12 protein-coding genes are annotated in these 13,905 nt (G+C 72.2%); all 12 read right to left on the bottom strand.

The genetic code is table 11. The features are described 5' to 3' along the window. Positions 1-164: 164 nt before the first annotated feature. Complete coding sequence (locus tag Pdca_RS34345) at positions 165-374, bottom strand: hypothetical protein (RefSeq protein WP_125911723.1); 210 nt, start codon at positions 372-374, stop codon at positions 165-167. A gap of 316 nt (positions 375-690) precedes the next feature. Further along, the gene (locus tag Pdca_RS34340) at positions 691-1,473 is read right to left on the bottom strand and encodes an apiosidase-like domain-containing protein (RefSeq protein ID WP_085916399.1); all 783 of its coding nucleotides are present in this window, start codon (positions 1,471-1,473) and stop codon (positions 691-693) included. Beyond that, positions 1,470-3,344, bottom strand: a complete 1,875-nt coding sequence (locus tag Pdca_RS34335; protein WP_085916400.1) for a type IV secretory system conjugative DNA transfer family protein — start codon at positions 3,342-3,344, stop codon at positions 1,470-1,472. Before Pdca_RS34335 ends, Pdca_RS34340 begins: the two co-directional genes overlap by 4 nt. Next, complete coding sequence (locus Pdca_RS34330; protein WP_456300195.1) at positions 3,341-4,855, bottom strand: alkaline phosphatase PhoX; 1,515 nt, start codon at positions 4,853-4,855, stop codon at positions 3,341-3,343. The genes Pdca_RS34335 and Pdca_RS34330 overlap by 4 nt, the downstream gene beginning before the upstream one ends. A 51-nt stretch (positions 4,856-4,906) precedes the next feature. After that, entirely contained in the window at positions 4,907-5,671 is a 765-nt protein-coding gene (locus Pdca_RS34325; protein WP_125911722.1) for a hypothetical protein, read from the bottom strand. After that, on the bottom strand, positions 5,671-6,420 hold the full coding sequence (locus Pdca_RS34320) for a J domain-containing protein (protein WP_085916420.1): 750 nt from the start codon (positions 6,418-6,420) through the stop codon (positions 5,671-5,673). Before Pdca_RS34320 ends, Pdca_RS34325 begins: the two co-directional genes overlap by 1 nt. A gap of 58 nt (positions 6,421-6,478) precedes the next feature. Next, positions 6,479-7,615, bottom strand: a complete 1,137-nt coding sequence (locus Pdca_RS34315; protein WP_085916403.1) for a C40 family peptidase — start codon at positions 7,613-7,615, stop codon at positions 6,479-6,481. Positions 7,616-7,623: 8 nt separating this feature from the next. Beyond that, positions 7,624-9,312 (bottom strand): ATP-binding protein, encoded by a 1,689-nt coding sequence (locus Pdca_RS34310; RefSeq protein ID WP_232021800.1) that lies wholly within the window; start codon positions 9,310-9,312, stop codon positions 7,624-7,626. Beyond that, positions 9,309-10,838: an SCO6880 family protein gene (locus Pdca_RS34305; RefSeq protein ID WP_085916404.1), complete on the bottom strand. Its 1,530-nt coding sequence runs from the start codon at positions 10,836-10,838 to the stop codon at positions 9,309-9,311. The genes Pdca_RS34310 and Pdca_RS34305 overlap by 4 nt, the downstream gene beginning before the upstream one ends. A gap of 49 nt (positions 10,839-10,887) precedes the next feature. Beyond that, positions 10,888-12,723 carry a TrbL/VirB6 family protein gene (locus Pdca_RS34300; RefSeq protein ID WP_085916405.1) on the bottom strand — a complete coding sequence of 612 codons (1,836 nt, stop codon included), beginning with the start codon at positions 12,721-12,723 and terminating at the stop codon, positions 10,888-10,890. Next, positions 12,720-13,568, bottom strand: coding sequence for a hypothetical protein (locus tag Pdca_RS34295; RefSeq protein ID WP_085916406.1), 849 nt, complete (start codon positions 13,566-13,568; stop codon positions 12,720-12,722). Before Pdca_RS34295 ends, Pdca_RS34300 begins: the two co-directional genes overlap by 4 nt. Continuing rightward, a complete protein-coding gene (locus tag Pdca_RS34290) occupies positions 13,568-13,891 on the bottom strand; it encodes a hypothetical protein (protein ID WP_085916407.1) in 324 nt (107 codons plus the stop codon). The genes Pdca_RS34295 and Pdca_RS34290 overlap by 1 nt, the downstream gene beginning before the upstream one ends. Between the last annotated feature and the right edge of the window lie 14 nt (positions 13,892-13,905).

Below are 13,905 nucleotides of genomic sequence, written 5' to 3'. Positions count from 1 at the left end.
TCGACGTCGACGTCGAACTCGGCCGACCGGCTGACGGTTGCTACGAACACGCGACACCCTGCTCCAAGGTCGCAAAGGTCACGTACGGGACGGGCTGCCGCTTGCGTGCTCGTTGATGTCGCCCCGGGATTGGACATACCGGGCCCGGCTGTAGGGAGATCTGGTCAGCGAGCGTCGAGGCGGCGCAGAATCTCGGCGAGCACCTCGCCGTGCTGCGACTGGGTCTCCCTGATAGCAGCGAGCTCGCGGCCGTGTGCTTCCAAGGTCTCGGTGTGTCGATCCACGGTCTCCTTGATCTCGAGCACGGTGTCCGAGATCGCGGTGACGTCTTCCTCGGCTCGCTCGACGCGGCGAGATAGGTCGGGACCGGCCATGCGGATCAGCGTACCGCCCATGCAACGGTGAGCAGTGCCAGGCGGGCTCGGTCAGCCCCGAGCCATCTCCAGGCAGCGAGCCGACCACGCCGACCACGCCGACCTCTCCGGACACACACGGTGGATGCGCTCAACGCCGCAGTGGTCGTCCCGCAGCGGCAGGACGCGCCAGGTCCGGGGACGATCGTCGCCCCGGTCGACGAGGCGCGGCTCGGTGGGCGCTCCACGGATGAACAGCTGAACCCGTGCCGTCCTTACGACTCACACTGCTTCGCGTAATGGACATGTCTATAGCGGAAAAGCGCAGGTCAGTGCGCTACCTGAACCTCACGATTGAGATAAACTCGGCCTGAGCGAACCAGGTCGCAGACGATTGATCGCCACGCGGGTGGTAGGTCTTGACCTGCGTGCCGCCGGTGGCGTCGAGCCCTTCGGCCAGCTCGGTCCAGAGCTGCTCTTCGCCGTCGGCCGGGTGGTCCCCGCCGAGCGTCCAGGTGACGTTGTCGTAGGCGCCGAAGCGCTCGCCCAGGAACTCGCCGTAGCCCCGCGCGCTCGATTCGTCGATGACGGAGCCGGTTTGCTTGTCTCCCCAGACCGGGTGGATCGCCAGATACATCCCGCGCGCGGCGGCCGCGTCGATCGCGAACTCGACCCGGTCCCAGAACTCGTCGTTGTCCGCCGCGGCTTCCACCGTGTCGCCCGGCGACTCGGCGCCGGCCTGCGGGAACATCGCGACCGTCTGGACGACGTTGAACCCTTGCTCGGCGCGGATGTCGAGGTACTCGGTGATCTCGTCGGTGCCCAGCTTGCCCAGCATCGCCCACGCGGTATCGGCCATCCAGAAGAACGGCTCCCCACCGGCGGCCAGGAACCGGTCGTCGACCTGCAAATACGGTGGATCGGCGGTGGAGCTGGCCTCGTCGGCAGTCCGCAGCACCGCCCGCCCGTTGGCAGGGGCGAACACGCTGATCCCGAGCGCCACCACCGCACCGACCGCCACCGCGGCCCGGCGCGGCCACCGGCGCGCGTTCGCAGACCGGGGCCGGGCCGGGCCAGGGTCATCTGCCCGGCTGGCGGTGGGTGGGTCGTTGTTGCTCATCGGCCCATGGTCGGGCCGCCGTGGGTCCCGGTCCGGTAGCCGCGATCGTCGATGGGGATCGCCTGCTGTTCACGGATAACGTCTACGTCGTGGGTGATCTCGGCGTTGTCCGGTCGGCGGGACACGTCGAGGACGTCGGCGATGAAGCAAGGCAGGCCGCGGTGCAGGACCAGAACCTTGCCGGGGGCGAGTTTGCGGATGTCTCCGACCCGCATCACCGGGCTGGTCTCGGTGCCGATGCTGTAGCGGTCGCGGGACAACAGCCCCTCGGTTTGGACCTGGCGGCGTAGCCGCTCGTGGGTCGCGCACAGCTCGGAGATCCACTGCAGGGTGCGGTCATCCTTGATCCCGCCCCACACGCTCAAGCTAGTGGTGTTGTCGAGGACCTCGCGGTATCCGACGGGGCCGAAGATCCGCTCGAGCTGGGCCAGCGACTGGGCGGCCCAGTGGATGACCACGCCGCGGCCAGCAGCGTCGCTGACCACCTGGGCCAACCCGGGGACGGGGGTGCCGTTGGCGAGCTCGTCGAACACGACGGTCACCGGCGGGTCGACCCGGCGTGCCGGGTAGTCCAGCGCCATCTGCTGAGCGGTGCGCATCCAGTGCTCGGCCAGCGCGGTGAGTACCGGGACGGCTTCGGCGGCCTGCTGCTGGTCGGCGATGAGGAACAGCGTCCCGCCCTGGCCGATGAACCGGCGCACGTCCAGCCCGCGGCCGCGCGGCGGGTCGAGCATCTCGCGTAGCCGTGGGTCGGTCCAGGCTCCGACCACGCGGCGCACCGACATCCACACCGCCGAGGCCGTACGCGGGTCGAGGGCCATCTCCGCGGCCAGGTTCGCGGCGAGCTCACTTCGCCCGGCGTCGGTGAGCAGCTTCACCGGCAGGCTGTCGGCGGGCTGGCGCGGTCCGGTGCCCGGTTCGGGGGGCTCGGTGGACCAGGCGCGGATGGCGTCGATGCCCGACCCGGACACCGCGGCGGCCACGAGATAGGCGGTCAGCACCACCACGGCGCGTTCGCGGAACACCCGGTCGTTTCCCGCGCCGCCACCTCCGCCGGCCTCGACCCGTACAGCGGCGGCCTCGACCAGGGTGAATGCGCGCCGGTTGGCTTCCTGCTGGTCCTCGCAGCCTTCGATCAGTGACCAGCGCAGCGGTGACGGCCACGACAACCGGCCGGTGGCGTCATAGACCACCACTGGCCCGGCTGTGGCGCGCCGCGAGCGGGCCAATGCCGCGAACTCGACCAGGTCGAGTTTCGTGGTCGAACACAACAGTGCGCCGGGGGCGCCGAGGACCTTGTGCACCAGATCCATGCGCGATTTCCCCGACTGAGTCGGGGCCAGGGTGCCGGTCAGGTTCGAAAACGACGCGTACAACGCCGTGTCGCGATACCGGTAGAACGGGATCCCGACTTCGGTGCCGACCGCGCTGCGCCGCTCGGCCGAACTCAGACCCGGGCGGGTCCGCTCCGCGCTGCGCCGCACCGCTTCCAGAGACAACTCCCGCTGCAACTGTGCCCGGGTGGCGTGCCCGGCCGGGGCCGGCCGCCGACGGCGCCACCACCACCGCCCGGCCAACGCCGCGGCGGCGAGCAGCACCATCACGACCGCGATCAGGCAACCCACGAAAACCCTCGCGTGGTCGGTCAGGTGCGCGGCCACCGAGCCCGGCGGGAGCGGCGCTCCGAACCACGAGCGGGCAAGCACCACGGCGTCATCAATCCCGAGCACCGTGGCCGCGCCGGTAGTGACCAGCCCGGTGAGGACCACGGCGGCCTGGAGCACTATGACCACGCCCACTACCAGGCCCAGGGCTGTCAGCGGTAGCGCCAGATCCTCGGCGCCGGGACGGGTGGTTTGGGGGCGGGTCATCGGCTGCTCCTCGAGGTGCGCGGCGGTGTCGATGTTGTTTCGGCCCTCCGCCAGCGGCGCTGGTCCCGGGCCCGCGACGGCCCCCGGCGCCCGGTGCTGTCGGTATTGCTGCCCGAGCCCTCGGAGCTGCCCGATGTGCCTGAGCGGTTGGTGCTACCGGGGCTGCTGGAGCCGGTTCCCGATGGCGGGCTGCGCTGCTGCCAGGGGCCGGTGATGGCGAACAGCACCCCGGGTTTCTGGATGCCGGCGAACAACACGGCCCCGTCCGGAGAAAAGGCCGGGCCGGTGAACTCGGAGCCCATCTGGCTGCGTGCGATCGGATAGACGTCGCCGTCTGGGGTGATGCCGGCCAGGTGGTTGTCGCCATCCCCGTCGGTGGCCACGATCAGGCCCCCGTAGCCGGCCGCGACGATGTTGTCCGGGGCCTCGACGGTCTCCCCGTCGGCCTCGGTCGCGAAGACGGTGGTCAACCGCAACGTGGACTCGGCCGGATCGTAGAACCAGACCTGCCCGCGGTGGTCCTCGGCGTAGCTCGAGACCACGTAGGCGCCGTCGTCGGCCCACCAGGCACCCTCGAGTTTCGCCGCGCGGGTGATGCCCTCAGCCGAGCGCAGAGAGCCGTTCTCGGCGGCCCGGTCCTCGACCGAAACCCACTCGACTGTGTAGACGGTGTCGATCGCGTCGGCCCGGGCGAGGTCGTCGACCACCGCCCCATCGCCGTCGGTGCACGACAGCGCCGCGAACTCACCGTCGGCGGTGCCGAGCTGCTTCAGCTCGCCGCTGCGGCCGCGGAACCCCGACGGTGGCCGCCAGCGATACACGGTGCCGTTCGGTCCTTCGGCGTCCTCGGTGAGATAGATGGCCAGGCTGTCGGGATCCACACAGAGCGCTTCGTGACGGAACCGGCCCAGTGTGGTGATCGGTTCCGGGTCCCGGTTGGCGTCCAAGTCGTGCGGATCGACCTCGAACACCCACCCGTGGCCGTCGTCCTCGGTCTCTTCGCAGGTCAGCCAGGTATCCCACGGCGTGACCCCGCCGGCGCAGTTCGTGGACGTCCCGGCGATCCCGACGGTCTCCCACAGCAACTCGCCCCCGGCAGTGGTCTTGATGATGGTGCAGCCACCACCGGCGTCGTCGCGGTAGACGAGTCCGTTCTCGTGCGGGACCGCTCCGTCGTCGTCCGGTCCGCCGCGTACCTCGTGGTTGAGCACGATCAGCACGTTGCCGTCGTCGGCGGCGAACGCCGCGGCGCCGTCGTGGACCCCGGGACTCGGCTCGCCCTCGTAGGTACGGGTCTGCCCCGCTTCGGTCACCACGCGGTAGGAAAAACCCTCGGGCAGGGCGAGCCTCCCGGCCGGGTCGTCGATCAGCGGCCCATACCCGGTGACATCCACCGCAGCCGGTGCGGCGGCGGCCGGAGCGCACAGCAGTGCTTGCACCGACCCGAACAGGCTCACACCCAGCCCGAGCTGGCCGGACCGGCGCAACAGCATCCGACGGTTCATGCCCACAGATATCCCCTCCCGGGAACGCTCGCGTATGTGACCGGTGGCGGCTCGGGATCACATGGTCAGCACCGACTCCGCCGGCGTCCCGACCTGCGGGCGGTAGGTGGTGATGTGCCAGTCGGCGGCGTCGATCGCGCTGTCCGGATCCGGGTAGGCCCCGCCCTCACGCACCGCGCAGACCACCAGCAGTTCGGTGGCGCAGATGCGTCGGTAGGCAGATACCTGGTCGCGATAGCCGCCGTGTGGCGGGTAGTGACGCAGCGCGCCTTGGCCGGTGGGGCGGCCGAGCTCGTCCTGCACCGCGCGGGGCAGGAGCTCGATCGAGGTATCGGTGAAGCGCACCGCGTCGGTGCGGTCGCCTGCGGGGTCGCTGGTCTGCGGGGGGCGGCTCCAGCGCTGCCCGGTCGGGACCGGTCCGGTGAGCTGGTGCGTGGTGACCTGCACCGTGCCGCCCCCTCCGTGGGCCCGGCGCAGCCGGGGGCGGCCCCCGGATCCGGTACCGAGGTGGGTGAGCGCTTCGCGGGCGCGGACGATGAGCAGCGTGGCCTGGTCGATCCACCAGGCGTCGGTGTCGCGCCAGTAGCGCCCGCCCGCATCTCGCCGGGTGGTCGGCGTGTACGACGACGCGGCCAGCGGGTCGGTGGTGGCCCACCCGGCCGCGGCAAGGGCGTGGCGGGCCTGCTCGGGCACCGCGTTCCATCCGAACGGCCGGTCGTGTTGCCAGTTGAGCCGCGGCGCAGTGACCGCCGCTGCGGCTGGCGGTGCGGCGGCGGCAGCAGGGCCAGGTGGGTGGGGAGTGCGGCGGGCGAGGATTCCCATCAGTGTTTCTCCTTCACAGCACGGCGGGCACGGGCGCGCAGTACGGTCCAGACCAGGGCGCGCACGCTCCAGCAGGCCAGCGCGATGGTCGACAGCGCGCCGATCACGGTGGCCTCCAGCGGCATCGCCGCCCGCGAGGCGGCGGCGATGTAGGCGACGGCGACGGTGGCCAGCACCGTCGCCACGAGACCGCCCCGGTTGGCCGGCAGCGGCGCGAGACGCCACACCTTCAGCAGCAGCCGCCCACCGAGGCGGCCGTGGTCGATCCGCCCGGTCGGCCACCCGGGCGGGAACGGCGCACGCGTGGGCGGGACATATCGGCTGGTCGCCCACGACGGCGGCGATGGCGTGCCGGGCCGCGGCGCTGTAGCCCGCCGCGGCGGAGAAGAGGGTGCTGGGGCCGGTGCGGCGGGAGCGGTGTAGTCGCTGACGGGGGCGTAGTCGTCGAAGGCGCCCGGCGCCCCGGCCGGGGCGTAATCGTCGTAGACCCGCACGGCGGCGGGCGCGGTGGCGGTGGCCGGGTCGGTGGGCGCGGTGCGGGCGTGGTCGTAGGCGGCGCGACGCGCGGGGTCGACCAGCACCGCATACGCCGCCGCCACCCGGGTGAACCGGGCGCTCGCGTCGGGTGCGGGGTTGAGATCGGGGTGTAGCCGGCGGGCCAACCCGCGGTAGGCCCGACGCACCTGCTCGGGGGTGGCGTCGGCGTCGACACCGAGGTCGGCGTAGAGGTCACGCCCGCAGTCGGGCATGGTCACCGGTGAGCACCTCCCGCCGACAAACTCGGTTGCGTGCGGTGGTCGTGGCCGGTCATGGGGCGGCCTCGGCCAGGGCGGCGTCCGGAGCGGGCTGGCCGGCGGGGCCGGCGATATGGCGGACATGGGTGATCTCGTCGGCCCAGTCCGAGAGCGGCTGCAGCACCACACCGGTGCTGCTGTCGTAGGCGTTGACGACCAGGCCTTGGCCGACGTACATGCCGACGTGGCGCGGGTTGCTCGGGGAGCCGAGCGATCCCGGAATGAACACCAGATCGCCCGGGGCGATGTTCGCCGGGCTGGCCGGGGTGCCGGCGTTCTTCTGATTCACCGTCCCGGCTGGGATCGGGACACCTGCTGAGGCCCAGGCGGCGAGCATGAGCCCGGAGCAGTCGAACCCGTCCGGGCCCTTCGCACCCCAGACATACGGCTTCCCGAGCTGGGCCAGGGCGTAGGTGACCGCGGCCCGCTGTGCCGGGTCGGCGGGCGGAGTGAATCCCGGCGGCAGCTGCTTGGGGTCGATGTTCGACGGGGCCAGCGGGACCCCGGCGCCGCCCTGATCGGGGCAGGCATACACCGAGGAGGCGAGCTGGACGTTCGGGGCGCCGGTGGGGCCCGGAACGGGGTTGTCCGGGCCGACCCAGAACTGGTCGACCAGCGCTGCGGCGGGTTCTTCCTGGGGGGCGTAGCGATCGGGAAACGCGGAGCGCTGCACGGCTTGGGCGGCCTGGCCGGGTGCCATGCTGGCCCAACCCGGCAGCTCAACGAGCCGGTCGAGGAAGGTGTCGGTGGCCGCGACGGGGTTGAGAATCTGGGCTGGTGAGCCCCAGCCCTGGGAGGGGCGCTGCTGGTAGAGGCCGAGGGAGTCGCGGTCGCCGTGACCGACGTTGACCAGCTGCGATTCGACGATCGTGGTGGAGATGGCGATGACCGCGGCCCGGCGGGGCAGGCTGCGCTGCACGACGCGGTTGACGATGGTGGCGGCGTTCTCGGTCTGCTCGGCGTTCCAGTCGGTTCCACCGATCGACTGCGATCCGCCGCCGATCCCGCCGTCACCGCCGCAGCCACCGCCGGGCAGGACCCCGCCGGTGACGGCGGTGAACATCGCGATGCCCATGCTGGTCACCGCGACCAGGAACGTCATCACCACCGCCGCTACGGCGAACACGACGGTGCCCTTCTTCTGGTCCACGACTCAGGTCACCGGTGCGTAGCCACGCCGTTGCGTCGCCCCGAGTCCTGGGCGGCATCGTCGGATGGGGGCAGGGCCGAGGTCGGAACCGCGTGCAGCCTGCGGCCGGCGCCGGGACCGTCAGGATTACTGAACTCCAGAACTTTCTCGCGGAGGCCGGCGTTGGTGTCGAAGATCGACTTCTCGGTCGCCGAGAGCACGGTCTGGATCTTCATGCCGGGCGAGTTCTCCATCTTCCACAGCGCCCGGCCGGGGCCCTCCATCGCCCACCCGGTGATCACGGCCTGTTCGCGGTCGGACAGGCCGAGTTCCTCGGCGAGCTCGTCGCCGACCCGGGTGGACTGGCCGAGCAGGATCCGGGAGCTGCACAGGGCCAGGAGGTCCTTGGCGATCGAGACCTCTTGCGAGCCGGCCGCGCCGACGGAGAGCAGGTCGGAGGGTTTGTGCATGACCAGGAGCTGGATCTTGCGTTCGGCACGCGAGAGCCGCAGGTCGGAGTCGACGGCCTGGACCGCACGCAGCCCGAGGCGCATCTGGCGCCAGACCTCGTCGCGCACGACGATCCGCACGTCGCCGTCATCCTGGAGGTCGGTGATCATCGACGACCAGGAGCCGAGGCAGGTCAGGGCGACCGCGATCGCCTGATCCCCACGCGAGCGCAGCATTGACAGGTCCATCGACTGCACGGGCGCGTCCCAGTCGAGGTCGAAGTTGGTCGGCTCGTCGAACAGCCCGGCCAGTGGGCCGACGACCAGGTTGGACAGGGCGTCGGTGATCTGACGGGTGTGATCGACGAACTGGCGGTGCGAGGCGAAACGAGTGGCCTGCCACAGGTCGTCCTGGGGGTCGGCGAGCTGGCCCACGACTTGCGGGATCGTGATCGGGCGCAGCTCGGAGTAGCCGTCGGCGGCGCCCACCAGCCGCCGCAGGACGGTGGAGATGACCAGCTCGTCGGTCACAGTGGGCTCGTAGCCCTGGGCCTCGGCCAGGGCGGTGAGCAGCCGGGTCCAGCGGGCCAGGATCCCCGTGAGCTCCTCGTTCTGGCGCTCGGCGTTCCAGGTGTGCCAGCGGCCCCGCAGCGGGCCGAGGTCGAGGGCGTTGAGGCGGTGTGGGCTCCCGCGCCCGAGCGCGATCGGGGTGATCCCGAGCGAGCGCAGCAGCGGCGTGTACTCGCCCTTCACGTCGCCGGAGATCAGGGAGCGGACCCCAAACAGCATCATCCGCAGCATCAGCGCCACGACCGTGGAGGATTTGCCGCGGCCGGGTTCGCCGAACACCACGAGGTTGGGGTTGGTGACCATCCCGCGCAGGACCCACTCGGTGGGGTGGACGTAGAAGGCGCCTCCGGACTGGGTGTCATACCCGAGGCGGGCCCCGATCGCCGGGACACCGTTGGCCGCGAGCAGCGGGAACAGCCCGCCCACCTCGGCGGTGGTGGCCTTGTAGACCGGGGCCCGGCGGGCCGCGTCCACCGCGGCCCACCCACGTCCGGGCTCGCGCGGGCCCTGCCGGGGCGCGGTGGCCTGGTTGACCCGCTGCCGGCGACGGCGCCGACCGGTCTCCGGATCGACGTCGTCGACGTCGTGGTCGGGGACGGGTGTGCTGGTGGGGATGCCGTCGAGATCGGTGAACTGGCTGAGTAGCTCGCCGGTGTTGCGCGGTACGACGCGGCGGCGGCGCTTGCCGAAGATGCTCATGAGTCGAAGGCCCTCTTCTCCCGGGGCAGCCCGATCCCGACCGGCAGGGCGGCGGCGACGAATGCGGAGTCCTGCGCGAGCTCGAGGCGCAGCAGGTGGAACCGGCCCGAGGCGTCGTTCTCCAGCCGGGCGGCGTGGTCCTCGACGTTCCAGTCGGCCGGGACGGTGATCGACGAGGCGACGGTGAACCGCACGACGGCGTGACCGGCGGCGACGGCTGCCTCCTGGTCGCGGGCGCCGCGCTGGCGGCGCGAGTCCACCGCGGTGGTGTTGAACCCGCGCTGGGCCTTCGCGTCGACCAGGACGTTGTTGCGGAACCGATCGGACTTGACCACCCGGGCGCCGGCGGCGGCGGAGAGGATCTCGTAGTGGATCTGCAGGGTGCGTCGCTCGCCGGCGGTCCGCACGGCCAGCAGCGGGCCCAGCGACCCGAAGATCGTGCCCGACTCGGGGGGCTGCACGGCGTAGGCGACCGAGGAGTAGCCGTCGTGGTGATACGCGCGCGCGGCCGGGGTCGGGGCCAGCGCGGGCCCGGCCTGGGAGATCGGGAGCCCGACGGCGCCGTCGGGGTCCGGGCTGGTCAGGTGCCGGAACGACAGCCCGGCCGCGGCGGCGGGGTTGAACCCGGTCTTGACCGCCTCGGCCACCCCGGTCGAGGACAGCCAGGTCACCGACTGGACACCGAGCCCCCGCAGGCCGTCGGCGACGCCCTCGAGGAGCCGGTACAGCGCGTAGGCCCGTCCGGCGATGCCACCGCCGGCGGCCTTGGCCGGGCGCCGCAGCGCCTCCTCGGTGCCGGACACGGTCACGAACAGCTCCGTGCGCACGCTGACCGAGGCGACGTCGCGGTCGATCTCGGCGGTGACCTGGCGGGCCAGGGCGGGTGCGTCGGGGCGTTGGTGGCGGTCGCGCCAGACGGCGTACTCGGTGCCGTCGTCGGGCACGGTGCGCACCAGCAGCGAGACTCGGTCGACGACCTCGCGGTGGCCGAGGCCGACCAGCATCGAGCCGAGGCGGGAGGCGAGGCGCTCGCACTCGTCGTCGGAGAGCATCCCGACCCCGGAGTGGGTCAGCTTCGCCGTGGCACCCCACCGTCCTTCGGTGGTGTCGTGGATCAGGCAGATCCGGGAGCCGTGGAACTCCGGGCCGTCGGGGAACTCCAGGCGGGCCAGGACGCCGGGCAGGTCGGGTTCGGTGCGGTCGCCGGCCAGGCCTGCGGCGGCGCGGGACTGCCAGGGGGACCAGCGCATGAGGACTCCTGTCTGGAACATGACCAGGTCGGCCAGCCACCTAAACGCCGGGCGGCCGTGGATCGGGACGAGGATCAGCACGGCGACGATCGCGGCGAACACCGCCCAGGACAGCGCCGCCGACCACTGGTTGCGCGACATCGCGATCAGCGCCGGGGCGCAGACCCCGATCAGCAGGAACGCCTGGACCGGGGTCATCCCGGCGATCCAGCCGATGCCTTCGGTGTGGTTGAGCCCCCGATACACCCGCGGGCCGGGGGACTGGCTGGTGGTCATCGGGTGTCACCGCTCGTGGTAGTCGTCGTGCCGACGACGACGGTGCTGGTCATCGGCGGCCGTCCTCTCGGTCGGTGTCGGGATGGGCCGGACGCTCGGGCTCGGGCTCGGGCGCCGGACCAGGTGACGGCGTATTCGGGGTGTCGGGGGCCGGCGTGGTGGAGGCCCCGTCCGTGCCGGCGTTCGCCGGAGGGGGCTCAGGAGGGCGGGTTTCCGGCCCGGGGTCGGTGCCCGCTCCGGGATCCGGATGGCCGGCCTCGGGAGGTCCGGGGTCCGGTGGTGGTTCGGGCCCGGACCCGCCGCCGCTCGCGGTGTCGCCTGGCTCGACGGGCCCGCTGTCGCTGGTGGGGGGCTGCCCGGACCAGTCCGAGGTCGCGGTCGCCCCGCCGTAGGCGCCGCCGGCGGCCGAGCTGATCTGCCCGCTGCCGGCCCCGGACGCGGGTGCCGGGCCGGGGTGCCCGATACCGGTCTGGGCCATCTGCGACGAGGCGTACCCGCCCGCGGCCTGTCCGGCCGCCTTGGTGGCCAGATAGCCCCCGACCGCCGCCGCGGCGACGGCGCCACCAGCGACCCCGGCGCCGGCCGCTGCACCGCCCGCAGCCGCACCGCCACCTGCCGCACCGCCACCAGCGGCACCACCAGCGGAGCCGCCAGCCGCGGCACCACCAGCGCCCGCGCCGCCGGAGGCTGCGCCGGTCGCGGCGGTGCTGCCGCCGAGCTCGCCCCCAGCGGCGCTACCGCCGCCGGAGCCGGCGCTGCCGATGTCGTAGGCCTTCTGCGTCGCCCGCGCGTTATTGATCATCTCGCTGGTGCCGTTGTCCCCACCCGGCTCACCGCCACTGCGAGACCCGCCGCCGGAGCGCACGGCCATCCCAGCACCGGTGCCCGGGTCGACGAAAGCCAACAGCCGGTAGAGCACCATCGGGCAGAACAGGCTGATCAGCAGCACCGCCGTGCCGGCCAGCAGCCCGGCCACACCGTCGGTGCGGGACATGATGTTCACCCCGATCACCACAACCAGCGCGAGCGCGGGCTTGAGCAGCACCGCCGCCAGCAGCCAGCGCACGACCCGCCAGAACATCGACGCCGTGGAGTCGGAGATCAGGCAGGCTGCCGCGATCGGGATGGTCGCGATCAGCACCATGATCGCCGCGGCGCGGAAGATCATCGCCAGGGCGAAGCCGAGCGCGGCCGGGATGACCCCGAACAGGGCGGCGATCCCCAGGATCATCGACCGGACACCCTCCTCGACATCCTCGCCGAGGTCCGGGTTGTCGCCGAAGCGGTCGGCGACCGCGGGGTTGTCCAGGATCGCGGTGAAGCTGCCCTGCTCGCCCAGGTTGCTCAAGAACAGCGTGGTCAGCCCGTCGGCGCCGGTAAGCAGGGCCGCGACCGCGCCGGTGGTCACCGCCAGGGCGATGCCGAACTGGGCCGGGCCGGTGACCGCGCGGAACATGCCCCCTCCGCCGCGCACCGCGACGGTGGCCAGCTGGTAGAAGAACAGGCCCAGCGCGATGAGCGCGGCCAGCCAGATCATCGTCGACCACAACGAACCCAGATCCACCGCGCTCTGCGCCCCCTCCGGCGGTGCCGGTGGCGCCGGGGCGCCGGGGATGGCGTCCGGGTTGTCGGCGTCGTTGCCGGTCAGGTCGCCCGGCGTGACCTGCGAGACCCTGTCGGCGAGATCGAAGCCGCCCTTGAGCAGCCAGATCGCTGAATCCCACACCGCTTGCATCGCGGAGCTGAACGCCGACTCCGCGATGGATCCGGCGACGTCGCCGACCAGGCCGCCACCGCCACCGCCATCTCCACCGCCTCCATCCCCGCCAGGCGGGGCGGGGTCCTGAGCAGGCAGGTCCCAGATGGTCGTGATGAGGCCGGTCATCGGAGGATGTCCCGGTAGCCGACTGCGACGGCTTCGTCGCTGCCCGGCCAGGTAGCCGGGGCGACCCATGCGCGCGGCCCCGACGCGACCAGCCATTGATCGCCGACGCGGCGCATCGGCAGGCAGTTGCCCAACCCGCCGGTGGCCACGCGGCCCTTGTAGTCGGTGACCAGCTCGCCGAGCACACACGCCACGACGTAGCTGCCGTCGTCGGTGCTGCCCTTGACCAGCGCCGAGGTGGGATCCCAGGTGATCCTCGCCCGGGTCGCGCCGGTCCTGGGCATGTTCGCCGCCCGCCGGAAGGCAACCAGGTCCTGCGAGGCCGGGGTCTGGGCGGTGGGCGCGGCACCCGGCTCGGCCATCGAGTCGTAGGCCTGTGCCCAGACCTGCGGATCGGCGCCGGTGAACCCGACCCGGGTCAGCTCGACCACCTGAGCGATCGCGCCCTGCTCGGTGTCCGGGAACCCAGTGGGCACCAGCACCCCGCTCACCTGTTGGGGGGCGGGCAGCGTGATCGGAGGGCCCGCGCTGCGCATCGACAAGGTATGCGGCAACGCGGCCTGGTCAGGGACATCGAGCATGGGCGCACGCGCCAGGGCAGCCTCAGCCTCCGGGCCGCTCCCACCGCCGGTACTGCCGCCGGCCCCAGGGCCGGTCGGGGCCGGCGGGCTCTGATAGGTGGAACTGGGCTCGTCCTCGCCGAACATGCTGGTCAGTGACACGACCACACCGACCAGCAGCGCCAGCACCAGTACTACCGCCCCAGTGATGATCAGCAGTGCGCGACGTCGCCCGTCGCGGCCGCCGCCTGCCGGAGCCCGGTCGGTGTTCATCGAGCGCGCCATCAGGCCGCGGTCGCCGCGAACTGGCTGACCAGGGTGTAGCCGAGGCCGAACAACAGGGCCAGGGCAAGGCTGCCGACGATCAGCCGCGCACCGAGACGTCCGGAGCCGTGGTGATCCCACAGCCGGCCCGCGGTCGCGGCGACGATCCCGCCGAAGAACAGCCCGAGGATGCAGACCCCGGCGATCCAGCGCAGGTAGCCGACGACACGCTCGATCGCGGGCGCCCCGGGCGGGGCCTCGGCTCCCGGGTTCGGGATGTCCTGAGCGGGCAGCAGGTGAATCTGGGTGAGCAGCGTGTCGGCGAGCAGGTGGGGGATGGACATCAGCGGTGCCTCCG

The sequence above is a fragment of the Pseudonocardia autotrophica genome, from assembly GCF_003945385.1.
GTDB classification, from domain to species: Bacteria; Actinomycetota; Actinomycetes; order Mycobacteriales; family Pseudonocardiaceae; genus Pseudonocardia; species Pseudonocardia autotrophica.
Note: the sequence above shows the minus strand (reverse complement) of the source record. Positions and strands in the feature narration are given on the sequence as shown.